31 protein-coding genes are annotated in these 22,059 nt (G+C 70.5%); all 31 read right to left on the bottom strand.

Annotated elements, in window-relative coordinates; genetic code table 11:
• Nucleotides 1–590: 590 nt before the first annotated feature.
• The 31 genes from truA to rpsS all read right to left on the bottom strand — a co-directional run bounded on the left by truA (nt 591) and on the right by rpsS (nt 22,045).
• A complete protein-coding gene (gene truA, locus IG69_RS0103885) occupies nt 591–1,436 on the bottom strand; it encodes a tRNA pseudouridine(38-40) synthase TruA (protein WP_030526861.1) in 846 nt (281 codons plus the stop codon).
• A gap of 92 nt (nt 1,437–1,528) precedes the next feature.
• Nucleotides 1,529–2,227: a 50S ribosomal protein L17, sunset domain variant gene (gene rplQ, locus IG69_RS0103880; RefSeq protein WP_030526860.1), complete on the bottom strand. Its 699-nt coding sequence runs from the start codon at nt 2,225–2,227 to the stop codon at nt 1,529–1,531.
• Nucleotides 2,228–2,265: 38 nt separating this feature from the next.
• Entirely contained in the window at nt 2,266–3,300 is a 1,035-nt protein-coding gene (locus IG69_RS0103875; protein ID WP_030526859.1) for a DNA-directed RNA polymerase subunit alpha, read from the bottom strand.
• 152 nt (nt 3,301–3,452) lie between these two features.
• Complete coding sequence (gene rpsD, locus IG69_RS0103870; protein WP_030526858.1) at nt 3,453–4,061, bottom strand: 30S ribosomal protein S4; 609 nt, start codon at nt 4,059–4,061, stop codon at nt 3,453–3,455.
• A gap of 35 nt (nt 4,062–4,096) precedes the next feature.
• Entirely contained in the window at nt 4,097–4,501 is a 405-nt protein-coding gene (gene rpsK, locus IG69_RS0103865) for a 30S ribosomal protein S11 (RefSeq protein ID WP_030526857.1), read from the bottom strand.
• Between the two features lie 58 nt (nt 4,502–4,559).
• A complete protein-coding gene (gene rpsM, locus IG69_RS0103860; RefSeq protein WP_030526856.1) occupies nt 4,560–4,937 on the bottom strand; it encodes a 30S ribosomal protein S13 in 378 nt (125 codons plus the stop codon).
• 214 nt (nt 4,938–5,151) lie between these two features.
• Nucleotides 5,152–5,265, bottom strand: coding sequence for a 50S ribosomal protein L36 (gene rpmJ, locus IG69_RS0103855; protein ID WP_006592630.1), 114 nt, complete (start codon nt 5,263–5,265; stop codon nt 5,152–5,154).
• Nucleotides 5,266–5,293: 28 nt separating this feature from the next.
• Nucleotides 5,294–5,515: a translation initiation factor IF-1 gene (gene infA / locus IG69_RS0103850; protein WP_006946284.1), complete on the bottom strand. Its 222-nt coding sequence runs from the start codon at nt 5,513–5,515 to the stop codon at nt 5,294–5,296.
• A gap of 412 nt (nt 5,516–5,927) precedes the next feature.
• Nucleotides 5,928–6,953: a methylmalonyl Co-A mutase-associated GTPase MeaB gene (gene meaB / locus IG69_RS0103845; protein WP_030526855.1), complete on the bottom strand. Its 1,026-nt coding sequence runs from the start codon at nt 6,951–6,953 to the stop codon at nt 5,928–5,930.
• Nucleotides 6,950–9,118: a methylmalonyl-CoA mutase gene (gene scpA, locus IG69_RS0103840; protein WP_030526854.1), complete on the bottom strand. Its 2,169-nt coding sequence runs from the start codon at nt 9,116–9,118 to the stop codon at nt 6,950–6,952. Before scpA ends, meaB begins: the two co-directional genes overlap by 4 nt.
• The gene (locus tag IG69_RS0103835; protein WP_030526853.1) at nt 9,115–10,932 is read right to left on the bottom strand and encodes a methylmalonyl-CoA mutase subunit beta; all 1,818 of its coding nucleotides are present in this window, start codon (nt 10,930–10,932) and stop codon (nt 9,115–9,117) included. The genes scpA and IG69_RS0103835 overlap by 4 nt, the downstream gene beginning before the upstream one ends.
• A gap of 102 nt (nt 10,933–11,034) precedes the next feature.
• Nucleotides 11,035–11,889: a type I methionyl aminopeptidase gene (map, locus tag IG69_RS0103830; RefSeq protein WP_030526852.1), complete on the bottom strand. Its 855-nt coding sequence runs from the start codon at nt 11,887–11,889 to the stop codon at nt 11,035–11,037.
• A 119-nt stretch (nt 11,890–12,008) separates the two neighbouring features.
• Complete coding sequence (locus IG69_RS20835; protein ID WP_051750127.1) at nt 12,009–12,950, bottom strand: DUF559 domain-containing protein; 942 nt, start codon at nt 12,948–12,950, stop codon at nt 12,009–12,011.
• 212 nt (nt 12,951–13,162) lie between these two features.
• Entirely contained in the window at nt 13,163–13,723 is a 561-nt protein-coding gene (locus IG69_RS0103820; protein WP_030526850.1) for an adenylate kinase, read from the bottom strand.
• Between the two features lie 64 nt (nt 13,724–13,787).
• Nucleotides 13,788–15,101 (bottom strand): preprotein translocase subunit SecY, encoded by a 1,314-nt coding sequence (gene secY / locus IG69_RS0103815; RefSeq protein ID WP_030526849.1) that lies wholly within the window; start codon nt 15,099–15,101, stop codon nt 13,788–13,790.
• Between the two features lie 175 nt (nt 15,102–15,276).
• Complete coding sequence (gene rplO, locus IG69_RS0103810; protein WP_051750200.1) at nt 15,277–15,768, bottom strand: 50S ribosomal protein L15; 492 nt, start codon at nt 15,766–15,768, stop codon at nt 15,277–15,279.
• Nucleotides 15,769–15,770: 2 nt separating this feature from the next.
• Nucleotides 15,771–15,953, bottom strand: a complete 183-nt coding sequence (gene rpmD, locus IG69_RS0103805; RefSeq protein ID WP_030526847.1) for a 50S ribosomal protein L30 — start codon at nt 15,951–15,953, stop codon at nt 15,771–15,773.
• Nucleotides 15,953–16,594 (bottom strand): 30S ribosomal protein S5, encoded by a 642-nt coding sequence (gene rpsE / locus IG69_RS0103800; protein WP_030526846.1) that lies wholly within the window; start codon nt 16,592–16,594, stop codon nt 15,953–15,955. Before rpsE ends, rpmD begins: the two co-directional genes overlap by 1 nt.
• A 46-nt stretch (nt 16,595–16,640) precedes the next feature.
• A complete protein-coding gene (gene rplR / locus IG69_RS0103795) occupies nt 16,641–17,015 on the bottom strand; it encodes a 50S ribosomal protein L18 (RefSeq protein WP_030526845.1) in 375 nt (124 codons plus the stop codon).
• Nucleotides 17,016–17,018: 3 nt separating this feature from the next.
• Nucleotides 17,019–17,555 (bottom strand): 50S ribosomal protein L6, encoded by a 537-nt coding sequence (gene rplF, locus IG69_RS0103790; protein WP_030526844.1) that lies wholly within the window; start codon nt 17,553–17,555, stop codon nt 17,019–17,021.
• Between the two features lie 12 nt (nt 17,556–17,567).
• Nucleotides 17,568–17,966, bottom strand: a complete 399-nt coding sequence (rpsH, locus tag IG69_RS0103785) for a 30S ribosomal protein S8 (RefSeq protein ID WP_030526843.1) — start codon at nt 17,964–17,966, stop codon at nt 17,568–17,570.
• 109 nt (nt 17,967–18,075) lie between these two features.
• On the bottom strand, nt 18,076–18,261 hold the full coding sequence (locus IG69_RS0103780) for a type Z 30S ribosomal protein S14 (protein WP_030526842.1): 186 nt from the start codon (nt 18,259–18,261) through the stop codon (nt 18,076–18,078).
• A 1-nt stretch (nt 18,262) separates the two neighbouring features.
• Complete coding sequence (rplE, locus tag IG69_RS0103775) at nt 18,263–18,823, bottom strand: 50S ribosomal protein L5 (protein ID WP_030526841.1); 561 nt, start codon at nt 18,821–18,823, stop codon at nt 18,263–18,265.
• Between the two features lie 5 nt (nt 18,824–18,828).
• A complete protein-coding gene (rplX, locus tag IG69_RS0103770) occupies nt 18,829–19,173 on the bottom strand; it encodes a 50S ribosomal protein L24 (protein WP_030526840.1) in 345 nt (114 codons plus the stop codon).
• Between the two features lie 3 nt (nt 19,174–19,176).
• Nucleotides 19,177–19,545, bottom strand: a complete 369-nt coding sequence (rplN, locus tag IG69_RS0103765) for a 50S ribosomal protein L14 (protein WP_030526839.1) — start codon at nt 19,543–19,545, stop codon at nt 19,177–19,179.
• Between the two features lie 80 nt (nt 19,546–19,625).
• A complete protein-coding gene (gene rpsQ, locus IG69_RS0103760; protein ID WP_051750125.1) occupies nt 19,626–19,913 on the bottom strand; it encodes a 30S ribosomal protein S17 in 288 nt (95 codons plus the stop codon).
• Nucleotides 19,910–20,146: a 50S ribosomal protein L29 gene (gene rpmC, locus IG69_RS0103755; protein WP_030526837.1), complete on the bottom strand. Its 237-nt coding sequence runs from the start codon at nt 20,144–20,146 to the stop codon at nt 19,910–19,912. Before rpmC ends, rpsQ begins: the two co-directional genes overlap by 4 nt.
• Nucleotides 20,146–20,565, bottom strand: a complete 420-nt coding sequence (gene rplP, locus IG69_RS0103750; RefSeq protein ID WP_030526836.1) for a 50S ribosomal protein L16 — start codon at nt 20,563–20,565, stop codon at nt 20,146–20,148. The genes rpmC and rplP overlap by 1 nt, the downstream gene beginning before the upstream one ends.
• A gap of 3 nt (nt 20,566–20,568) precedes the next feature.
• Nucleotides 20,569–21,366 (bottom strand): 30S ribosomal protein S3, encoded by a 798-nt coding sequence (gene rpsC / locus IG69_RS0103745; RefSeq protein ID WP_030526835.1) that lies wholly within the window; start codon nt 21,364–21,366, stop codon nt 20,569–20,571.
• Nucleotides 21,366–21,764, bottom strand: a complete 399-nt coding sequence (gene rplV, locus IG69_RS0103740; protein ID WP_030526834.1) for a 50S ribosomal protein L22 — start codon at nt 21,762–21,764, stop codon at nt 21,366–21,368. The genes rpsC and rplV overlap by 1 nt, the downstream gene beginning before the upstream one ends.
• Nucleotides 21,764–22,045, bottom strand: a complete 282-nt coding sequence (rpsS, locus tag IG69_RS0103735) for a 30S ribosomal protein S19 (protein WP_030526833.1) — start codon at nt 22,043–22,045, stop codon at nt 21,764–21,766. Before rpsS ends, rplV begins: the two co-directional genes overlap by 1 nt.
• Nucleotides 22,046–22,059: the final 14 nt, after the last annotated feature.

Below are 22,059 nucleotides of genomic sequence, written 5' to 3'. Positions count from 1 at the left end.
CACACGAGATCGTGTGAAACCCGGCTGAGCACGAACAACCAGCAAAAGCTGTTTGTTCGTCATCAACCAAAGGAAAAACTCGGCACCACTCCCACCCCCACCCGAACGGGCAAGGAAAAAAAGCGATGCGACGAGGTAAAAATTGGCATCGATTCTTGACACGCTGTTGAGTTCTCAAGGTCCGGACGCGCACCCACGATCTGTTCTGCAAACATCTCGCCGGGGCTGTTCCGTGTTGTCCCAGTCGCGCTGAGGCAACTGTTCAAACTTACCCGCGTCCATGCTTGGGCGTCAAATCCGTGACCCGCTCTTGGAGCGGCCGGTGTTGATCGCGCTTGGATCTCTGCGGTGTGTCCCACACTGTAGCACCCGTTCCGGGCCCTTCTCCACTCACCCCGGTCCGTGCGGACCTCGTGCGGGTGGAGCTGGTGGGAGCCAACCCCGGGACCGGCCTCCGCGAGGTCTCCCTGCGGTGTCCGTTCCTCCCTCTCGGGCTGACGTCGAGAACAGTAGATGACTCCTCGCGCAGAACACAAATCCACTCCCCGGTCGCTGGCCGCCGAGGTCCTCCCCCAGGACGTCCGTGCAGGTCAGCCGGTCTGACCCGGCAGCACGCGCACCGCGCGGGCCTCCTCCGCCCGCGCCGCGAGGAAGTCGTGGTCGGGGTAGGTGACCTCCTCGAGCGAGAGGCCGTGCGCCGGCATCACCTTCACCCGCGGGTCCCGCACCCCTGCGAGCAGCACCTCGCGCGACCACGCCACGGGGTGGCGCCCCTCCCCCACGGGCACGACCGCGCCCACCAGCGCCCGCACCATCGAGTGGCAGAACGCGTCGGCCACGACCGTCGCCTCCAGGACGCCGTCCGCCCCGCGCTCCCAGGCGTAGTGGAGCAGCGTGCGCACGGTGCTCGCCCCCTCCCTCCGCTTGCAGAACGCGGCGAAGTCGTGCAGCCCGACGAGCGAGCCGGCGGCGGCGTCCATCGCGGCCACGTCGAGCCGGTCGCGGACGAGCACGGTGTCGCGCCGCCGGAGCGGGTCCATCCCCCCGGCGTCGTCGCAGACCCGGTAGCGGTAGCGCCGCTGCAATGCGGAGAAGCGCGCGTCGAACCCCTCGGGCGCGACCCGGACGTGCTGCACGACGACGTCCGCCGGCAGCACTCCCCCGAGCCGGGTCCGCGCCGCCTCCTCCGGCGAGCGGTCCGAGCGCCCCGGCAGCCGCTCGAAGGCCGCCCGGTCGACGTCGGCGTGCACCACCTGCCCCCGCGCGTGCACCCCCGCGTCCGTCCGTCCCGCCACGGTGACGCGCACCGGCGCGTCGGCGCGCAGGACCGTGGTGAGCGCGGCCGACAGCTCCCCCTCGACGGTCCGCAGCCCCGGCTGCGCCGCCCACCCCGAGAAGTCGGTGCCGTCGTAGGCGAGGTCGATCCGCAGGCGCACCGTCACGCCGTCCAGCGTACGGGCGCCCGGGACACGACGAGGGCCGCCTCCCTCACGGGAGACGGCCCTCGTCGGTCAAGTCGTGGGGAGGCTCAGGCCTCGTCCTCGACCTGCTGCGCCGCGGCGCCACCGGCCGGCTCGAAGCCGGCGGCCTCGGCGGCCGCGGCGTCCTGGAACCAGAACTCGGCGACGGTCTGCTCGAACCACTGCGAGCCCTCGACGTGGTACTTGCCCGAGTCCGCGTTGCCCTTGACGGTGTAGCCCTCGGGGCCCGAGCCGTCCTCGTTCGCGGCGACGGCACCCTCGGGGAGCTCGACCGCAGCGGTCTCCTCGGTGGTGGTCTCCTGGACGGGAGCCTCCTCGGCCTTCGCCGCGTCCTTGGCCGCACGCTTGGTGGCGGCCTCGGCCTCCTTGACGGTGGCCTTCTTGGCGACGGGCTCGCGGACGAGCTCGATGACCGCCATCGGGGCGTTGTCGCCCTTGCGCGGGCCGACCTTGGTGATGCGGGTGTAGCCGCCGTTGCGCTCCGCCATGTCGGGGGCGATCTCGACGAAGAGGCGGTGGACGACGCCCTTGTCGCGGACGACGGTCAGCACGCGACGGCGGGCCGAGAGGTCACCGCGCTTGGCGAAGGTGACGAGGCGCTCGGCGAGGGGGCGCAGGCGCTTGGCCTTGGCCTCCGTCGTCGTGATGCGGTCGTGCTCGAAGAGCGACGTCGCGAGGTTGGCGAGGATGAGCCGCTCGTGAGCGGGACCGCCTCCGAGACGGGGACCCTTGGTGGGGGTAGGCATTGCTGTTCTCCTTGAGTGACGTGCCGGGAGGCGTTAGGTCAGAGCTGCTCGTCCTCGGCGAACGCCGAGTCGTCCTCGCCCTCACCGAAGGTGAAGTCGTCGTAGCGGTCGGCGATCATGCTCGGGTCGAACCCGGGGGGGCTGTCCTTGAGCGCCAGGCTCATGCCGGCGAGCTTGGCCTTGACCTCGTCGATCGACTTCGCACCGAAGTTGCGGATGTCGAGCAGGTCGGCCTCGCTGCGGCCCACGAGCTCACCCACGGTGTGGATGCCCTCGCGCTTGAGGCAGTTGTAGGACCGGACGGTGAGGTCGAGGTCCTCGATCGGCAGCGCGAGGTCGGCGGCCAGGGCGGCGTCGGTCGGCGACGGGCCCATGTCGATGCCCTCGGCCTCGACGTTGAGCTCACGGGCCAGGCCGAAGAGCTCGACGAGGGTCTTGCCCGCCGAGGCGAGCGCGTCGCGCGGGGCCATCGAGGACTTGGTCTCGACGTCGACCACGAGGCGGTCGAAGTCGGTGCGCTGCTCGACACGGGTGGCCTCGACCTTGTAGGTCACGGTGAGGACCGGGCTGTAGATGGAGTCGACCGGGATGCGGCCGATCTCCTGGTCGCCGGCCTTGTTCTGCACGGCGGAGACGTAGCCGCGGCCGCGCTCGACCGTCAGCTCCATCTCGACGGTGCCCTTGTCGTTGAGCGTCGCGATGTGCAGGTCGGGGTTGTGCACCTCGACACCGGCCGGCGGCGCGATGTCCGCGGCGGTGACGGCGCCCGCACCCTGCTTGCGCAGGTACATGACGACCGGCTCGTCGTGCTCCGAGGAGACGACGAGGCTCTTGACGTTGAGGATGATCTCGGTGACGTCCTCCTTGACCCCGGGGATCGTGGAGAACTCGTGGAGCACGCCGTCGATGCGGATGCTCGTGACCGCGGCACCCGGGATGCTCGAGAGCAGGGTGCGACGGAGGCTGTTGCCGAGCGTGTAGCCGAAGCCGGGCTCGAGGGGCTCGATGCTGAAACGGCTCCGGTACTCGGAGACGACGTCCTCGGAGAGGACGGGACGCTGTGCGATGAGCACGGTGGTTCTTCCTTCCCACGGGCGACCGCCATATGACGCCGCGTGAACGCCGGGCACCATCCCGGCACCCGCCCCGGCTCGGTCCCCGGGACGGGCTTCGTCCGCGGTCGCCGGCCCCTCGCGAGGAGGGGCCGGCAGCCGCGGACGTCAGGTCAGTTCTTCGAGTAGAACTCGACGATGAGCTGCTCGGTGAGCACCGTGTCGATCTGCGCACGGGTCGGCAGCGAGTGGATGAGGATCTGCAGCGAGCCCGGGACGACCTGCATCCAGGCCGGGGTCGGACGCTCGCCGAAGGTCTCGCGGGCCAGCTGGATCGGGAACGACTCCACCGACTGCTTGCGCACGGTGATGATGTCGAACTGCTCGACCCGGTAGCTCGGGACGTCGACGCGCACGCCGTTGACCTCGAAGTGGCCGTGCGTCACGAGCTGGCGCGCCTGACGACGGGTGCGGGCGAGGCCGGCACGGTAGACGACGTTGTCGAGACGGGACTCGAGGATCGTCAGGATGTTCTCGCCGGTCTTGCCGGGGCGGTTGGCCGCCTCCTTGTAGTACCGACGGAACTGCTTCTCCATGACCCCGTAGGTGAAGCGGGCCTTCTGCTTCTCCTGGAGCTGGGTCAGGTACTCCTTCTCCTGGATCCGGCGACGGCCGTGCTGGCCGGGCGGGAACGGGCGGAGGTCGAAGTTCTTGTCACCGCCGACGAGGTCGGTCTTCAGGCGACGCGACTTCTTGGTGATGGGACCGGTGTAACGGGCCATGTCTCTCTCTTACCTTTCGCGAAGTCTTGTGTCGCTCAGACGCGGCGGCGCTTGGGCGGACGGACGCCGTTGTGCGGCTGGGGGGTGACGTCCTGGATCGAGCCGACCTCGAGGCCGGCCGCGGTCAGGGAGCGGATGGCGGTCTCGCGACCGGACCCCGGGCCCTTGACGAAGACGTCCACCTTGCGCATCCCGTGCTCCATGGCACGGCGCGCAGCGGCCTCGGCGGCGGTCTGCGCGGCGAACGGCGTGGACTTGCGCGACCCCTTGAAGCCCACCTGGCCGGCGGAGGCCCAGGAGATGACGGCACCGGTGGGGTCGGTGATCGAGATGATCGTGTTGTTGAACGTGCTCTTGATGTGGGCCTGGCCCACGGCGACGTTCTTCTTCTCCTTGCGGCGCACCTTCTTGGCGCCGGTGTTGCGTCCCTTGGGAGGCATGTGTTTCTCCTACGAAGTCTTCGGAAGCGGTGGTGGCGTGACGCGCGTCAGGCGCAGGTCACTTACCGGCCTTCTTCTTGCCGGCCACGGTGCGCTTGGGGCCCTTGCGGGTCCGCGCGTTGGTCTTGGTCCGCTGGCCCCGGACGGGGAGGCCCCGGCGGTGACGCAGGCCCTCGTAGGACCCGATCTCGACCTTGCGGCGGATGTCCGCGGCGACCTCGCGCCGCAGGTCACCCTCGACCTTGAGGTTCTCCTCGATCCAGTCGCGGAGCTTGACCAGGTCGTCGTCACCGAGGTCCTTGACCCGGGTGTCGGCGGAGACGCCGGTGGCCGCGAGGGCCTTCTGCGCGCTGGTCTTCCCGACTCCGAAGATGTAGGTCAGTGCGACCTCGGCGCGCTTGTCGCGCGGGAGGTCGACGCCCATCAGACGTGCCATGTGGGGATGTTCCTTCTCGTGGTGTCCGGAGGTCTGGAGCAGCACCGGTCCGGCCATCCTGGTCCGGTCCCCGGCCTCCGGGCCGGGGGTGACGTCCCGCGTCCACCTGCCATCCAGGTGACCCGTCGGGGGTCGGGTGCTGCGTGCTTCTCTTCTGCGTGCTCGGATCGTCGACCCGTGCGGCCCTCGCGGGCGGTGGTGCGTCTGACTCGCGTCAGCCCTGGCGCTGCTTGTGGCGCAGGTTCTCGCAGATCACCATGACCCGGCCGTTGCGGCGGATCACCTTGCACTTGTCACAGATCTTCTTGACGCTCGGCTGAACCTTCATGTCGCCTTTGCTGTCTCGTCGATGTGTCTCAGCGGTAGCGGAAGACGATGCGGCCGCGAGTCAGGTCGTACGGGCTCAGCTCCACCACCACACGGTCCTCGGGGAGGATCCGGATGTAGTGCTGCCGCATCTTGCCGGAGATGTGCGCGAGCACCTTGTGACCGTTCGTGAGCTCAACCCGGAACATCGCGTTCGGGAGTGCCTCGACGATCGTGCCCTCGATCTCGATGACGCCGTCCTTCTTGGCCATACCCTCTCAATCCGCCGTTGGGCAGCCCTTCGTCAGGTCGGACCGCCCATGGAAATCGGCCCCGTGCTGCTTCGCAGGACGCACCATGCAGAACGCACACGTGACCGACGTTCAATGTTACGCGAGGAGGGGGCACATCACGAAATCCGCGGGGACGCCGTGGGAAGCCCGGAGACACGCCACCGGGCCGGCCGATGCAGGGGGGTGGCCGGCCCGGTGGGCTGTTCGAGTGGGCGTCCGGTGCAGGGGTGGACTCCCGTCTCCACGCCCCGGTGGACAGGGGCCTGGACTCGAGGTCCGGCGTCACCGGGGTGCGAGGAAGACTCTTCCCTCTTTGTCAACGACCCACCAACCCCACGCGTCCCGCGTGCCTTTTCGGCCCCGCGGTCACGGACGACCGGCCGGGCCGCCATCAGCCGTTCGGACGAGCCGTGGGCGGGTCCTCGGCGGCGCGCAGCTGCGCGGCGTACAGGGAGAGCACGCGGGCGGCGCCCTCGACCGCACTCGTCGTCCCGGCGCGCACGGCCTCCTCGATGGCCGCGCGCTCGGCCTGCACCGCCGGCGCGGACCGCACGCCGTCGGTCAGCTCGGCGTCGACGAGCGCCCACATCCAGTCCTGCTGCTGCTGCGCCCGGCGGGCGGCCAGCGAGTGCCGCTCCTCGAGGTGCGCGCGGTGCTCGAGCACCGCTTGCCACACCTCGTCCAGCCCCGCCCCGGTGAGGGCCGAGCAGGTGAGCACCGGGGGGCGGCGTACGTCGCGGCCCGGCATCATCAGGCGCATCGCACCCATGAGCTCGCGCGCCGCGGCCCGGGCCGGGAGCTCGCCGTCGCCGTCGGCCTTGTTGACCGCGATGACGTCGGCGAGCTCGAGGATGCCGCGCTTGATGCCCTGCAGCTGGTCGCCGGCGCGGGCGAGGGTGAGCAGGAGGAAGGTGTCGACCATCTCGGACACCGCGATCTCGTTCTGACCCACCCCGACCGTCTCGACGACGACGACGTCGAAGCCCGCCGCCTCGAGCACGAGCATCGACTCGCGGGTGGCCCGGGCGACGCCGCCGAGGTGGCGGCCCGAGGGGCTCGGGCGCACGAACGCGTCGTCGGAGGCGGCCAGCCGCGCCATCCGCGTGCGGTCGCCGAGGATGGAGCCGCCGGTGCGCCGGGAGCTGGGGTCGACCGCGACGACCGCGACGCGGTGCCCCTGCTCGACGAGCCGCACGCCGAGGGCGTCGATGAACGTCGACTTGCCGGCGCCGGGGACCCCGCTGATGCCGACCCGCACCGCTCCCCCGGTGCGGTCCGCGAGGCGCCCGAGCAGTGCCCGGGCGCTCTCGCGGTGGTCCGGGCGCCGCGACTCGAGCAGGGTGATGGCCCGCGCCACGTGCTGGCGCGAGCCCTCCCGCACGCCGGCGACGAGGTCGTCGACGTCGACGGGCTTCACCCGAGCCGCTCGCGCAGCTCGTGGACGAGGGCGACGGCCGCCTTGCTGATGACGGTGCCCGGGGGGTAGATCGCGTCGGCGCCGGCCGCGCGCAGGGCCTCGTGGTCCTGGTCGGGGATGACGCCGCCGACGACGATCATCAGGTCGTCGCGGCCGAGGTCGTCCAGGGCGGCGCGCAGCGCCGGGACGAGGGTCAGGTGGCCGGCCGCGAGCGAGCTGACGCCGACCACGTGGACGTCGGCCTCGACGGCCTGCCGGGCGACCTCCTCCGGCGTCTGGAAGAGCGGGCCCACGTCGACGTCGAACCCGAGGTCGGCGAACGCGGTGGCGATGACCTTCTGGCCGCGGTCGTGGCCGTCCTGGCCCATCTTCGCGACGAGGATGCGCGGGCGGCGGCCCTGCTCCTCCTCGAACTCCTCGACGGCGGCCTGGGCCTCGCGGACGGTCGCGTCCTCCCCCGCCTCGGCGCTGTACACGCCCCCGATCGTACGGATCTGGGCGGTGTAGCGACCGAACGCCTCCTCCATCGCGAGCGACATCTCGCCGACCGTGGCCTTGGCACGGGCCGCCTCGATGGCGAGCGCCAGGAGGTTGGTCGCCATCGTCCCGTCGGAGCCGGCCCGGGCGGCCTCGGTCATCCGGGCGAGCGCGGCGCGGCAGGCGTCCTCGTCGCGCTCGGCGCGCAGCCGCTCGAGCTTGGCGACCTGGCTGGCGCGCACGGCGGCGTTGTCGACCTTGAGCACCTCGATCGGCTCGTCCTCGTCGACGGGGTAGGTGTTGACGCCGATCACCGGCTGGTGCCCGGAGTCGATGCGCGCCTGGGTGCGGGCGGCCGCCTCCTCGATGCGCATCTTCGGGATGCCGGCCTCGATCGCCTTGGCCATCCCGCCGGCCGCCTCGACCTCCTCGATGTGCTGCCACGCGCGCTCGGCGAGGTCGAGGGTCAGCCGCTCGACGTAGGCCGAGCCGCCCCACGGGTCGATCGTGCGGGTCGTGCCGGACTCCTGCTGGAGCACGAGCTGGGTGTTGCGGGCGATCCGGGCCGAGAAGTCCGTCGGCAGCGCGATCGCCTCGTCGAGGGCGTTGGTGTGGAGGGACTGCGTGTGGCCCTGCGTCGCGGCCATCGCCTCGACGCACGTGCGCACGACGTTGTTGAAGACGTCCTGCGCCGTGAGGCTCCAGCCGGAGGTCTGGCTGTGGGTGCGCAGGCTGAGCGACTTGGGGTTGGTCGCCCCCTGCTCGCGCACGAGCCGCGCCCAGAGCAGGCGCGCGGCCCGCATCTTCGCGACCTCCATGTAGAAGTTCATCCCGATCGCCCAGAAGAACGACAGCCGGGGCGCGAACCGGTCGACCTCGAGGCCGACCGCCTGCCCCGCGCGCAGGTACTCGACGCCGTCGGCGAGGGTGTACGCGAGCTCGAGGTCCTGCGTCGCCCCGGCCTCCTGCATGTGGTACCCGGAGATCGAGATCGAGTTGAAGCGCGGCATCTCCTGGCTCGTGAAGGCGAAGATGTCGCTGATGATCCGCATCGAGGGCTCGGGCGGGTAGATGTAGGTGTTGCGGACCATGAACTCCTTGAGGATGTCGTTCTGGATGGTCCCGGTCAGCTGCTCCGCCTTCACCCCCTGCTCCTCGGCCGCGACGACGTAGAGCGCGAGGACCGGCACGACGGCGCCGTTCATCGTCATGGACACCGACATCCGGTCCAGCGGGATGCCGTCGAAGAGGGTGCGCATGTCGTAGATGGAGTCGATGGCGACGCCGGCCATCCCGACGTCGCCGGCGACGCGGGGGTGGTCGGAGTCGTAGCCGCGGTGGGTCGCGAGGTCGAACGCGACGCTCAGGCCCTTCTGGCCGGCGGCGAGGTTGCGCCGGTAGAACGCGTTCGACTCCTCGGCCGTGCTGAAGCCGGCGTACTGGCGGATCGTCCACGGCTGGGTCGTGTACATCGTCGGGTAGGGGCCGCGCAGGAACGGCGGGGCGCCGGGCACGGTGTCGAGGAAGTCGAGGCCCTCGAGGTCGTGCTCGGTGTAGAGCGGCGGGACCTCGATGCCCTCGGGGGTGGTCCAGGCGGGGGCGTCGGCCGGGGTCGCCGGGGCGGTGGCTCCGTCCGGCGGGGTCGCGGGGCCGAGGTCGAGGCCGGTGAAGTCGGGGACGGTCGTCATCGGGTCTCTCCCTCGGTCGGGGCGCCGAGCCGGTCGAGCAGGTCGGTGAGCAGGGCGACGACGTCCATCCCGTCGTACACCTCGCCGTCGACGAGGCCGGCGTCGTCGCCGAGCTCGCGGGCGCGGCCGGCGAGCAGGACGCGCTCGGCGCCGGCGGCCCGCAGCTCCGCGACGGCCTCGGCGCCGTGCGTGGCGTACTGCTCGCGGCTGCTCGCGAGGACGGCCACCGGGCCGACCGCGTCGGTGGCGGCGAGGCCGCCGGCCGCGAGGAGGTTGAGGACGAAGCCCTGCCGGGCGCCGAAGTCGCGCTGGGCGCCGAGCGTCCGGACGGTGACCTGCGGGGCGTCGAGCGTGCGGGCGCGGTCGCGCAGCGCCTCGAAGACGGCGGCGTCGCGGCGCGGGACGAAGGCGCCGTCGGACGTCGCGAGCCCGGCGCGGGGGCGCCGCTCGGGCGCGGTGTCGGCGAGGTTGGGGAACATCGAGACGCCGGTGATGGGACGGCGACGGGTGGCGAGGAGCGGGTCGCGCTCGGCCGTGGCGGCGTCGACCCACTCGCGCAGGAGCCCGTCGCGCAGGGCGGCGAGCACTCCCCCGGCGCGCTCGACCTCCTGGAAGCGGGCCCAGGCGCGCTCGGCCACCTCGTCGGTCAGCGACTCGAGGTACCACGAGCCGCCACCGGGGTCGGTGACCCGGCCGACGTTGGACTCGTCGGCGAGGAGGATCTGCGTGTTGCGGGCGAGCCTGCGCGAGAACCGTTCCGGGAGACCGGCCACCGTGTCGTGCGGCAGCACCGTGATGGCGTCGGCGCCGCCGATCGAGGCGCCGAAGGTCGCGAGGGTGTTGCGCAGGACGTTGACGAACGGGTCCTCGCGGGTGGCCATCCGCAGGCTCGTCACCGCGTGGGTGCGGGCGCCGCGGTCGGCCTCGGGCACACCGACCGCCTCGCCGATGCGCGCCCAGGTCCGGCGGAGCGCGCGCAGGACGGCGGCGGTGAGGAACTGGTCGGCGGTGGCGCTGACCCGGAACTCGATGTGCCGGAACGCTGTTGCCACGTCGATGTCGGCCTGCTCGAGGTGGCGCAGGTACTCGACGCCGGTCGCGAGGGCCACCGCGAGGGCGTCGACCTCGCTGGCCCCGGCGTCGTGCAGCACGCGCGCGTCGACGGTGACGGCGCGCCAGCCGTCGCGGCCGTCGAGCGCGGCGACGAGGCCGGCCATCGGCTCGAGGTCCGGGGCGGTGCCGGTGCGCAGGGCCGCACCGACCGGGTCGAGGCCGAGGTTGCCGCCGACGGACCCACCGTCGCCGACGACGTCGAGCAGCGCCCGGGCGGCGCCGGGCTGGTCGGTGGCCGACGAGACGACGACCGGTGCGAGGTCGAGCCGGACGTCGGCGAGGACCTCGGCGAGGTCCGCGGGCGCGACGCCGTCGTCACCGACGTGCACCCACACCGAGGTGACGCCGTGCTCGAGGTCGTCGAGGACGCTCGTGCGGCTGCGCGCGGCATCCGGGTCGTCGTGCAGCTGACGGACGTCCCACGGCAGGGTGGCCTCGCGCAGGGCGCGTCCGCGGGTGAAGGGCATCGCCCCGGGCACCCCGAGCGGGCGGTCCTCGCGGAGGTAGAGCCCGGCCGTCGTGAGCCCGCCGTCGAGCGCCGTGACGAGCGCCGCCTCGGCTGCCTCCGGCTCGGTCCGCGCGTCGTCGGTCCGGCGCTTGTCCAGCACGTCCGCGACGAGCCGCTGCCAGTCCTCGCGCGTGCGGGGGTCGAACCCCTCGGCGAGCGGCAGGTGGCCCTGCGGAGGCGACGACGTCGTCATCGGGCACTCCTGGGGTCGGTGGTCTGCTCCACCTCCACCCTAGCCAGCGGCAGGGTCCGGCTCACCGAGACGTCGGTCACCCGGCGCCCGGCCCGAGCGCCGTCAGACGGGCGTGATGTCGGCAAAGGGGACGCCGAGCGCGGCGAGCCGCTCGCGGCCGCCGTCGAGGGCCGTGAGGACGCAGGTGCCGACCGTCGTGACGGCGACGGAGTGCTCCCAGTGGGCGGCGCGCGAGCCGTCGCGGGTGACGACGGTCCACTCGTCCTCGAGCACCGTGTTGTCCTGGTCGCCGAGGGTCACCATCGGCTCGATGCAGATCGTCATCCCGTCGACGACGGACGGGCTGCGGCCGTCGACCCGGTAGTTCGGGACCTGCGGGTCCATGTGCATCGAGGTGCCGATGCCGTGGCCGACGTAGTCCTCGACGATGCCGTACTCGCGGCCGCGGGCGTCACCGGAGGTGGTCAGCGAGTCCTCGACGGCGGCGCCGACGTCGTAGAGCGGGCGGCCGACCCGCAGCGCGGCGATGCCGGCCCAGAGCGAGGTCTCGGTGTCGTCGCTCAGCTCGAGGTCCTCGGGGCGCCCGGCCTCGCGGCCGCCGACGACGAGGGTGAGCGCGGCGTCACCGTTCCAGCCGTCGACCTCGGCGCCGCAGTCGACCGAGAGGAGGTCGCCGGCCTCGAGCACGCGGCCGCGCGGGATGCCGTGGACGATCTCGTCGTTGACGCTCGTGCAGAGCGTGTGGCGGTAGCCGGGGACGAGCTGGAAGTTGGGGATGCCCCCGTGGTCGCGGATGTGCGCCTCGGCGAGGGCGTCGAGGTCGAGCGTCGTCATCCCCGGGCGGACCTGCGCGCTAACGAGCTCGAGGGTGCGGGCGACGAGCAGGCCGGCCGTCCGCATCTTCGCGAGCTGCTCCGGGGTCTTGCCCTCGACGCGGTCACGGCTGAACAAACCCATGGCGCGAACCCTACCCGCGCCCCGCCGCACCCCCGGAATCGCGCACCTCCACCCGTCGAGTGAACAGAACACGCCGTCGGCACCCCGCCTGGGACGGCGTGTTCTGTTCACTCGACGGGTCAGATGGCCAGACCGCGCGGGTCGAGCCCGAGAGCGCGGGCGAAGCGCAGGAGGCACGCCGTGCGTCGCCCGCCGACCTGGACGTCCTCCGCCCAGATCTCCAGCACCGACCACCCCTCGTCCTCGAGCGCCGCACGACGGGCGGCGTCCATGCTCCGACGCCGCCTGCTCGCGTGGTGCGCCCCCTGGTACTCGCCGACGACCCGGGACTCCCGCCACACGAGGTCTCCCTCGGCCAACCACTCCCCGGCCCGGTCGACGATGTCGGCGTTGACCTCCGGCTCCGGGAAGCCGGCCCGCGCGAACATCAGGCGGGCGCGGCTCTCCATCGGAGACCTGACCCCCGGCCTCACGTCCTCGAGCGCCTGCAGCAGCATCACCTTCCCGCGCGGGCGCACCCGCTGCTCCAGTGGCTGCCGCAGCATCCACTGCGCGTCCCTGGTCCCGGTCGTCACCGACGCGACGACGGCGTCGCCCGCCACGACCAGGTCGTCCACGGTGAGGTGCCGCCGACCCAGCTCACCGAGGTCGCACCACGTCTCTTCCGGCGCCACCACCGTCACCCCGTGCACGACCGCGAGGCGTCTGGACTCCAGGCCACGGTGGCCGAGGCAGCCACGACGTCGCGCCTGTCCGTCAGCAGTGGGAGCAATGACGTGCAGCGGGCCTTCGAGGGCCAGGGCTTCGAGACGTGACGGCAGCGGGATGCCGAGAAGGGCCGCGGCCGTGACGTGGGAGTAGGCACGGTCGCTCGGCAGTCCGACGGCGAACGCCGCAGCTCGGTCGACGAGACCGACGGGCACCACCCGCGCGTGGACACCACGAGTGGGATGCACGAGGTCGCCCCGCCGCAGGCGCGCCGACGTGACTCCGGCCTCACGCGCGGCCGCGGTGCTGAACGGACCAGCCACGAGGGCGGCAGGCAAGGTCGCGGGCTCCATGCCCGGAGGGTGCCGAAATCCGGCGGCACGACCGCGAACTTCTCCACAGCACCCCGTCGAGTGAACAGAACACGCCGTCTGCACATGGGCTCGGACGGCGTGTTCTGTTCACTCGACGGGTGAGAGGGCTGGACCGTGACAAGGCCGAACGCAGGAGCTCCCGCGGCTCCGGGGTGGTTCCGGGTGCCGCGGGAGCTCCTGCGTGACGGGGGTCAGGCGAGGGCGGAGGTGATCCGCTCCGTCACCGCGTCGACCTCGCCGTCGCCGTCGACCTCGACGAGGAGGCCACGCTCCCGGTAGGTGTCGGACAGCGGCTTGGTCTCGCGGTGGTAGATGGCCATCCGCTCGCGGATGACCTCCTCGGTGTCGTCGGCGCGACCCTCGATCTCGGCGCGCTTCAGGAGCCGGCCCACGACGACGTCGTCGTCGACGGTCAGCTCGAGCACGCGGTCGAGGGAGCCGCCGGACGCGGCGAGCATCCCGTCGAGGGCCTCGACCTGGGCGAGGGTGCGCGGGTAGCCGTCGAGCAGGAAGCCCCGTGCGCAGTCGTCCTGGCCGAGGCGGTCCTCGACGATGGCGTTGGTGATCTCGTCCGAGACGTAGCCGCCGGCGGCGAGGATCGCCTTGACCTGCTGCCCGAGCTCGGTCTCGTTCTTGATGTTGGCGCGGAAGATGTCGCCGGTGGAGATGGCGGGGATGCCGAAGTGCTCGGCGATGCGGGAGGCCTGCGTGCCCTTACCGGCACCGGGCGGACCCAGGATGATCAGGCGCATCATGACGGGGACCCCGCGACGTATCGGGGGGAGCGGAGCGGAGGGAGAACGTCGTGGGGTGTCATCAACGGAGGAACCCTTCGTAGTGACGCTGCTGCAACTGGGCCTCGATCTGCTTCACGGTCTCGAGTCCGACACCGACGATGATGAGGATCGACGTGCCACCGAACGGGAAGTTCTGGTTGGCGTTGACGAGGACCAGCGCGACGAGCGGGAGGAGCGAGATGAGCGCGAGGTAGATCGCGCCGGGCACGGTGATCCGGGTCAGGACGTAGTTGAGGTACTCGGCCGTGGGTCGCCCGGCACGAATACCCGGGATGAAGCCGCCGTACTTCTTCATGTTGTCGGCGACCTCGGTGGGGTTGAACGTGATCGACACGTAGAAGAACGTGAAGAACAGGATGAGCGCGGTGTAGAGCGCCATGTAGATGGGGTGGTCGCCGCGGGTCAGGTAGCTCTGGATCCAGTCGACCCAGCCCGGGTTGACGCCGTTGGGGCCCTGGTTGAACTGCGCGACGAGCGTGGGCAGCGTCAGCAGCGAGCTCGCGAAGATGACCGGGATGACGCCGGCCATGTTGACCTTGAGCGGGATGTACGTCGAGGTGCCGCCGTAGACGCGGCGCCCGACCATCCGCTTCGCGTACTGCACCGGGATGCGCCGCTGGCTCTGCTCGACGAAGACGACGAGGGCGATGACGACCAGGCCCAGGAGGATGACGAGGAGGAAGACGCCCCAGCCGCTGCGCTGCTGGATGTCCCACAGCGAGGTCGGGAACTGCGCGGCGATCGAGGTGAAGATGAGGAGCGACATGCCGTTGCCGACGCCCTTGTCGGTGACGAGCTCGCCCATCCACATGATGACACCGGTGCCGGCGGTCATCGTGAGGACCATGATGAGGATCGTCACGACCGAGCTGTCGGACAGGATGTTCGTGCACGACGGGTTGTTGAACAGCGTCTGCGGGTTCTGCGCGAAGGTGATGAGCGTCGAGCTCTGGAGGATCGCGAGACCGATCGTCAGGTAGCGCGTGTACTGCGTCATCTTCGTCTGCCCGGCCTGGCCCTCCTTCTTGAGGGCCTCGAACCGCGGGATGACCACCGTCAGCAGCTGGATGATGATGCTGGCCGTGATGTACGGCATGATCCCCAGCGCGAAGATCGACAGCTGGAGGAGCGCTCCCCCGCTGAAGAGGTTGATCAGCCCGAGCAGCTGGTTGCTGTTGTCGGCGCCGGCGATGCAGCGCTGGACGAGCGGGTAGCTGACCCCGGGGGTCGGCACGTGCGAGCCGAGCCGGAAGAGCACGATGATGAACAGCGTGAACAGCAGCTTCCTGCGCAGGTCGGGCGTCTTGAACGCGCGGCCGAAGGCGGTGAGCACAGGGTCCTCCGTAGGTGGCGGCCGGAAGGTGGTGGCCGCGTCGGTCAGCGATCCGTCACAACATACCCGGTGACCCGGCGGGGGCCGGGATGCACGGGTGGGGTGAACGCGCGGCAGGGCCGGCTCCGGGGGATGTCCCGGAGCCGGCCCTGCGACACGCGGTCATGCGGGGGCGTCAGGCGGTCGTCGCCGAGCCGCCTGCCGCCTCGATCTTCTCCTTGGCGCTGCCGGAGAACGCGTGGGCCGTGACGTTGACGGCCGACGTGATCTCGCCGCTGCCGAGCACCTTCACGAGGTGCCCGTCGCGGACGGCGCCCTTGGCGACCAGGTCCTCGACCGTCACGTCGCCACCCTGCGGGTAGTGCGTGTTAAGCCAGTCGAGGTTGACGACCTGGTACTCGGTCTTGAACGGGTTCTTGAAGCCGCGGAGCTTCGGGAACCGCATGTGCAGCGGCGTGGTGCCGCCCTGGAAGCCGGCAGGCACCTGGTACCGGGCCTTGGTGCCCTTGGTACCGCGACCCGCGGTCTTCCCGCGCTTGCCACCCTCACCGCGACCGACGCGGATCTTGGCCTGCTTGGCGCCGGGCGCCGGACGCAGGTGGTGGACCTTGAGCGCCGAGGCGCCCTCGGACGCCGCGGCCTTGGCGGCCTTCGTGGTGTCGGCCATGATCACTCAACCTCCTCGACGGCGACGAGGTGCGTCACCGTCCGGACCATGCCACGGATCTCCGGGCGGTCCTCCTTGACGACGACGTCGCCGATGCGCTTCAGACCGAGGGTGCGCAGCGTCTCACGCTGGTTCTGCTTGCCCCCGATCCCGGAACGGGTCTGGGTCACCTTGAGCCGTCCCATCACGCACCGGCCTTCGCCTCGGCCAGGCCGGCGGCCTGGGCGCGGAGCATCGCGGCGGGCGCGACCTGGTCGACCGGGAGGCCACGGCGGGCCGCGACGGCCTCCGGGCGCTCCAGGCCGCGCAGGGCCTCGACGGCCGCGTGCACGATGTTGATCGCGTTGTCCGAGCCGAGGCTCTTGGACAGCACGTCGTGGATGCCGGCGCACTCGAGCACCGCACGCACCGGGCCACCGGCGATGACACCGGTACCGGGGCTGGCGGGGCGGAGCATGACGACACCGGCGGCGGCCTCACCCTGGACGGGGTGGGGGATGGTGCCCTGGATGCGCGGGACGCGGAAGAAGTTCTTCTTCGCCTCCTCGACACCCTTGGCGATCGCCGCGGGCACCTCCTTGGCCTTGCCGTAGCCGACGCCCACGGTGCCGTCGCCGTCGCCGACGACGACGAGCGCGGTGAAGCTGAAGCGGCGGCCACCCTTGACGACCTTGGCGACGCGGTTGATGGTCACGACGCGCTCGAGGTACTGGTTCTTCTCGGCCTCGCGGGAGTCACGGCCGCCGCGACGGTCGTCGCGGCCTCCACGACGGTCGCCGCGCTCGGCGCCGCCGGTCCCGGTGCCTCGACGCTGGGGTCCTGGCATCAGATGTTCCTCTTCTCGACGTTCGTGGTGGTACGAGCAGCGTGGGTCACAGGGCCAGCCCGCCTTCCCGAGCGCCGTCCGCGATGGCGGCGACGCGACCGTGGTACTTGTTGCCACCACGGTCGAACACGACGGCCTCGACACCCGCGGCCTTGGCGCGCGAGGCGACGAGCTCGCCGACCTTCTTGGCCTTCTCGCGCTTGTCGCCCTCGAGGGCGCGCACGTCGGCCTCCATGGTCGACGCCGACGCGACGGTCTTGCCGACGGTGTCGTCGACGACCTGGACGAAGACGTGGCGCGAGGAGCGCGAGACGACGAGCCGGGGCCGGACGGCGGTGCCGGTGACCAGCTTGCGGAGTCGGGTGTGACGGCGCGTGCGCGCGGCCGTCTTGCCCTTGGCGCGCTTGACGATCATGGCCATCGGTTACTTACCAGCCTTTCCGACCTTGCGGCGGATCTGCTCGCCCGCGTAGCGGACGCCCTTGCCCTTGTACGGGTCGGGCTTGCGGAGCTTGCGGATGTTCGCGGCGACCTCGCCGACGAGCTGCTTGTCGATGCCCTGGACCGAGAACCGGGTCTGGTTCTCCACCGCGAAGGTGATGCCGGCCGGCGGCTCGACGGTGATCGAGTGCGAGTACCCGAGGGCGAACTCGAGGTTCGAGCCCTTGGCCAGCACGCGGTAACCGGTGCCGTGGATCTCGAGCTTCTTCTCGTAGCCCTCGGTGACACCGAGGACCATGTTGTTGATGAGCGAGCGGGTCAGGCCGTGGAGCGAGCGCGAGGTGCGCTCGTCGTCGGGGCGCTTGACCTCGAGCACGCCGTCGGTCTGCTCGACGGTGATCGGCTCGGCGACGGTGTGCGAGAGCTCACCCTTCGGGCCCTTCACGGTGACGTGCTGACCGGAGACGGTCACGTCGACACCCGAGGGGACGGTGACGGGGAGACGTCCGATTCGAGACATGTCTGCTACCCCTTACCAGACGTAGGCGAGGACTTCCCCACCCACACCCTTGTTGGCGGCCTGACGGTCGGTCAGCAGGCCGGACGACGTCGAGATGATCGCGACACCGAGACCACCGAGCACCTTGGGAAGGTTGGTGGACTTGGCGTACACGCGCAGCCCGGGCTTGCTCACGCGGCGCAGGCCGGCGATGGAACGCTCACGGTTGGGGCCGTACTTGAGGTTCACCGTGAGGGTCTTGCCCACCTCGGCGTCCTCGACGGACCAGCCGGCGATGTAACCCTCGGCCTCGAGGATCTCGGCGACGTGGCTCTTGAGCTTCGAGAACGGCATGGAGACTGCGTCCTTGTGCGCCGAGTTGGCGTTCCGGACGCGGGTCAGCATGTCCGCGATCGGGTCGGTCATGGTCATTGGGCTTCTCCGCCCTCTCTCACCGTGGTTTCTGCCGGGGATCCCGGCGGACCTGCGATGTAGATGGTCTGTGGATGGGGTGCCGCCCGGGGGCGGCGGAGGTGAGGACTTACCAGCTGGACTTGGTCACACCGGGGAGCTCGCCCGCGTGGGCCATCTCCCGCAGGCAGATCCGGCACAGGCCGAACTTGCGATAGACCGAGTGCGGGCGCCCGCAGCGCTGGCACCGCGTGTAGCCGCGGACCGCGAACTTCGGCTTCTTGTTCGCCTTGTTGACCAGGGCGGTCTTGGCCATGTCAGTTCTCCTTGAACGGGAAGCCGAGCGCCTTGAGCAGCGCGCGTCCCTCGTCGTCGTTCGTCGCCGTGGTGACGACCGTGATGTCCATGCCGCGGACGCGGTCGATCTTGTCCTGGTCGATCTCGTGGAACATCGACTGCTCCGTGAGGCCGAAGGTGTAGTTGCCGCGGCCGTCGAACTGCTTCGGCGAGAGGCCGCGGAAGTCGCGGATGCGCGGCAGCGCGATGGTGACGAGCCGGTCGAGGAACTCCCACATCCGGTCGCCGCGCAGCGTGGTGTGCGTGCCGATCGGCATGCCCTCACGCAGCTTGAACTGGGCGATGGACTTGCGGGCCTTCGTCACGACCGGCTTCTGGCCGGTGATGGCGGTGAGGTCGCGGACGGCACCCTCGATGAGCTTGCTGTCCTTGGCGGCGTCGCCGACACCCATGTTGACGACGACCTTGACGACACCCGGGACCTGCATGACGTTGGCGTAGCCGAACTGGTCACGCAGGGCGCCCTTGATCTCGTCCTGGTAGCGCGCCTTGAGGCGGGGCTTGGTAGCGGTCTCGGCCATCTCTCTCACAGGTCCTTGCCCGAGCGCGCGCCGACGCGGACACGGCTCGTCTTCTGACGGCCGTCACGCTCGACGGTCTCGACGCGGGTCTTGATCCGGGTGGGCTTCTTGTCCGAGGGGTCGACGATGGCCACGTTGCTCACGTGGATCGGCGCCTCCTGGACGACGAGGCCACCGGTGCGGCTGCCCCGGGTCGACTCGCCGGCCTTGGTGTGCCGGGTCACCCGGTTGACACCCTCGACCGTGACGCGGCCGGTCTCGCGGTTGACCGCGATGACCTTGCCGGTCTGGCCCTTGTCCTTGCCGGCGAGCACCTGGACGGTGTCGCCCTTCTTGATCTTCGAGGCCATGGTTCAGAGCACCTCCGGGGCCAGGCTGATGATCTTCATGAACTTCTTCTCGCGCAGCTCGCGCCCGACCGGGCCGAAGATGCGCGTGCCACGGGGGTCACCGTCGTTGCGGAGGATGACCGCGGCGTTCTCGTCGAAGCGGATGTAGGAACCGTCGGGACGACGGCGCTCCTTGCGCGTCCGGACGATGACGGCCTTGACGACGTCGCCCTTCTTCACGTTGCCGCCCGGGATCGCGTCCTTGACGGTGGCGACGATGGTGTCGCCGATGCCGGCGTACCGGCGACCGGAACCACCGAGAACACGGATGCAGAGGATCTCCTTCGCACCGGTGTTGTCGGCGACACGCAGTCGCGACTCCTGCTGGATCACTGTCTAACTCCTACTCGTCGTGCTGGTTCTCGCCGGGGGCGAGCCTGGCCGAACTGACTGGATTGCCTTGCGGCAGAGGCTTACTTGGCCTTCTCGAGGATCTCGACGACGCGCCAGCGCTTCGTCGCGGACAGCGGCCGGGTCTCCATGATGAGGACGCGGTCGCCGATGCCGGCGGCGTTGGCCTCGTCGTGGGCCTTGACCTTGCTCGAGCGGCGCATGACCTTGCCGTAGAGCGCGTGCTTGACGCGGTCCTCGACCTCGACGACGACGGTCTTGTCCATCTTGTCGCTCACCACGTAGCCCTGGCGGGTCTTGCGGTCGTTGCGGCTGACGGTGGTCACGGTCTCGTCCTTCTTCTCGCTCACTTGGCCTCACCCTTCACGCCGATGCCGAGCTCACGCTCACGCATCTCGGTGTAGATCCGGGCGATGTCCTTGCGGACGGCGCGGAGCCGACCGTGGTTGTCCAGCTGCCCGGTGGCGGACTGGAAGCGGAGGTTGAACAGCTCCTCCTTGGCCTTGCGCAGCTCGTCGACGAGACGCTCGTCGTCGAAGCCCCGCATCTCCTTGGGGCTCAGGTCCTTGGAACCGACTGCCATCAGAAGTCACCACCCTCACGCCGGACGAAGCGGCACTTCATCGGCAGCTTGTGCATCGCGAGACGCAGGGCCTCGCGCGCGACGTCCTCCGGGACACCGGAGAGCTCGAACATGATCCGACCCGGCTTGACGTTGGCGATCCACCACTCGGGGGACCCCTTGCCGGAGCCCATGCGGGTCTCGGCCGGCTTCTTGGTCAGCGGGCGGTCCGGGTAGATGTTGATCCAGACCTTTCCGCCACGCTTGATGTACCGGGTCATCGCGATACGCGCGGACTCGATCTGGCGGTTGGTGACGTAGGCGGGCTCGAGGGCCTGGATGCCGTAGTCACCGAACGCGATGGTCGTACCGCCCTTGGCCATACCCGAGCGACCCGGGTGGTGCTGCTTGCGGTGCTTGACTCGACGGGGAATCAACATGGGTCAGGACTCCTCGGTGCTCGGAGCGGCCGGGGCCTGCTCCTGCTGGGCCTGGGCGGCGGGGGCCTCGGTGCGACGGGCGCGGGCCGGGCGGTCGGCGCCGTCACGACGCGGGCCGCGACCCTGGCGCGGAGCCGTGGCCTGCTGGGCCGCGAGCTCGCGAGCGGTCATGTCGCCCTTGTAGATCCACACCTTGACGCCGATGCGCCCGAACGTGGTCTTGGCCTCGTACAGGCCGTAGTCGATCTGCGCGCGGAGGGTGTGCAGCGGCACGCGACCCTCGCGGTAGAACTCGGTGCGGCTCATCTCCGCGCCGCCGAGGCGGCCGGAGACCTGCACGCGGATGCCCTTGGCGCCGGCGCGGGTGGCGGACTGCATGCCCTTGCGCATGGCGCGACGGAACGAGACACGGGCCGACAGCTGCTCGGCGATGCCCTGCGCGACGAGCTGGGCCTCCTGCTCGGGGTTCTTGACCTCGAGGATGTTCAGCTGCACCTGCTTGCCCGTGAGCTTCTCGAGCTCACCGCGGATGCGGTCGGCCTCGGCGCCGCGGCGGCCGATGACGATGCCCGGGCGGGCGGTGTGGATGTCGACGCGGACGCGGTCACGCGTGCGCTCGATGTCGACACGGGCGATACCGGCGCGGTCCATGCCCGTGGACATGAGCTTGCGGATCGCCACGTCCTCCTTGACGTAGTCGCGGTAACGCTGACCCTCCTTGGTGGAGTCGGCGAACCAACGGCTCTTGTGCTCCGTCGTGATCCCGAGACGGAAGCCGTGCGGGTTGACCTTCTGACCCATCAGCGGGTGCCTCCGTTCGTGGTCTTGGCGGGCTTGGGAGCGACGACCACCGTGATGTGGCTCGTGCGCTTGTTGATGCGGCCGGCGCGGCCCTGGGCGCGCGGACGGAACCGCTTCATGGTCGGGCCCTCGTCGACGAAGGCCGCGGAGACGACGAGCTCGCGCTCGTCGAACCGCTCGGCCGTCTTGTCGGCGCGGACGCGGGCGTTGGCGATCGCGGACTCGAGGACCTTGAGGACCTGCTCGCTCGCCGCCTGGGGCGCGAAGCGCAGGACCGACACGGCGTCGGGCGCAGCCTTGCCGCGGATGAGGTCGACGACGCGACGCGCCTTCATCGGCGTGATGCGGGTGTGGCGGGCGGTCGCCCGCGACTCCAGCGTGGTGTTGTCGGTGGCCATCAGCGACGACGCCCCTTCTTGTCGTCCTTCACGTGACCCTTGAAGGTGCGGGTCGGTGCGAACTCGCCGAGCTTGTGGCCGACCATCGCCTCGGTGACGAACACCGGGGCGTGCTTGCGGCCGTCGTGGACGGCGAAGGTGTGGCCGAGCATGTCCGGGCTGATGACCGAACGGCGCGACCAGGTCTTGATGACGTTCTTGGTGCCCGCTTCGTTCTGGACATCCACCTTCTTCTGAAGGTGGTCGTCGATGAAGGGGCCCTTCTTCAGGCTACGAGGCATTCCACAGGCTCCTT

Source organism: Phycicoccus jejuensis (assembly GCF_000720925.1).
Classification (GTDB): domain Bacteria; phylum Actinomycetota; class Actinomycetes; order Actinomycetales; family Dermatophilaceae; genus Phycicoccus; species Phycicoccus jejuensis.
This window is presented reverse-complemented; position numbering and strand designations above follow the sequence as displayed.

Excerpts from the sequence above, each read along its gene's own strand:
- rplQ (WP_030526860.1), bottom strand. The coding sequence starts at position 2,227 with ATGCCTACCCCCACCAAGGGTCCCCGTCTCGGAGGCGGTCCCGCTCAC.
- rpsD (WP_030526858.1), bottom strand. The coding sequence starts at position 4,061 with ATGGCCCGTTACACCGGTCCCATCACCAAGAAGTCGCGTCGCCTGAAG.
- rpsK (WP_030526857.1), bottom strand. The coding sequence starts at position 4,501 with ATGCCTCCCAAGGGACGCAACACCGGCGCCAAGAAGGTGCGCCGCAAG.
- rpsM (WP_030526856.1), bottom strand. The coding sequence starts at position 4,937 with ATGGCACGTCTGATGGGCGTCGACCTCCCGCGCGACAAGCGCGCCGAG.
- rpmJ (WP_006592630.1), bottom strand. The coding sequence starts at position 5,265 with ATGAAGGTTCAGCCGAGCGTCAAGAAGATCTGTGACAAGTGCAAGGTG.
- infA (WP_006946284.1), bottom strand. The coding sequence starts at position 5,515 with ATGGCCAAGAAGGACGGCGTCATCGAGATCGAGGGCACGATCGTCGAG.
- scpA (WP_030526854.1), bottom strand. The coding sequence starts at position 9,118 with ATGACGACCGTCCCCGACTTCACCGGCCTCGACCTCGGCCCCGCGACC.
- IG69_RS0103835 (WP_030526853.1), bottom strand. The coding sequence starts at position 10,932 with ATGACGACGTCGTCGCCTCCGCAGGGCCACCTGCCGCTCGCCGAGGGG.
- map (WP_030526852.1), bottom strand. The coding sequence starts at position 11,889 with ATGGGTTTGTTCAGCCGTGACCGCGTCGAGGGCAAGACCCCGGAGCAG.
- IG69_RS20835 (WP_051750127.1), bottom strand. The coding sequence starts at position 12,950 with ATGGAGCCCGCGACCTTGCCTGCCGCCCTCGTGGCTGGTCCGTTCAGC.
- IG69_RS0103820 (WP_030526850.1), bottom strand. The coding sequence starts at position 13,723 with ATGCGCCTGATCATCCTGGGTCCGCCCGGTGCCGGTAAGGGCACGCAG.
- rplO (WP_051750200.1), bottom strand. The coding sequence starts at position 15,768 with ATGGCCGACACCACGAAGGCCGCCAAGGCCGCGGCGTCCGAGGGCGCC.
- rpmD (WP_030526847.1), bottom strand. The coding sequence starts at position 15,953 with ATGGGACGGCTCAAGGTGACCCAGACCCGTTCCGGGATCGGGGGCAAG.
- rpsE (WP_030526846.1), bottom strand. The coding sequence starts at position 16,594 with ATGCCAGGACCCCAGCGTCGAGGCACCGGGACCGGCGGCGCCGAGCGC.
- rplR (WP_030526845.1), bottom strand. The coding sequence starts at position 17,015 with ATGGCCATGATCGTCAAGCGCGCCAAGGGCAAGACGGCCGCGCGCACG.
- rplF (WP_030526844.1), bottom strand. The coding sequence starts at position 17,555 with ATGTCTCGAATCGGACGTCTCCCCGTCACCGTCCCCTCGGGTGTCGAC.
- rpsH (WP_030526843.1), bottom strand. The coding sequence starts at position 17,966 with ATGACCATGACCGACCCGATCGCGGACATGCTGACCCGCGTCCGGAAC.
- IG69_RS0103780 (WP_030526842.1), bottom strand. The coding sequence starts at position 18,261 with ATGGCCAAGACCGCCCTGGTCAACAAGGCGAACAAGAAGCCGAAGTTC.
- rplE (WP_030526841.1), bottom strand. The coding sequence starts at position 18,823 with ATGGCCGAGACCGCTACCAAGCCCCGCCTCAAGGCGCGCTACCAGGAC.
- rplX (WP_030526840.1), bottom strand. The coding sequence starts at position 19,173 with ATGGCCTCGAAGATCAAGAAGGGCGACACCGTCCAGGTGCTCGCCGGC.
- rpmC (WP_030526837.1), bottom strand. The coding sequence starts at position 20,146 with ATGGCAGTCGGTTCCAAGGACCTGAGCCCCAAGGAGATGCGGGGCTTC.
- rplP (WP_030526836.1), bottom strand. The coding sequence starts at position 20,565 with ATGTTGATTCCCCGTCGAGTCAAGCACCGCAAGCAGCACCACCCGGGT.
- rpsC (WP_030526835.1), bottom strand. The coding sequence starts at position 21,366 with ATGGGTCAGAAGGTCAACCCGCACGGCTTCCGTCTCGGGATCACGACG.
- rplV (WP_030526834.1), bottom strand. The coding sequence starts at position 21,764 with ATGGCCACCGACAACACCACGCTGGAGTCGCGGGCGACCGCCCGCCAC.
- rpsS (WP_030526833.1), bottom strand. The coding sequence starts at position 22,045 with ATGCCTCGTAGCCTGAAGAAGGGCCCCTTCATCGACGACCACCTTCAG.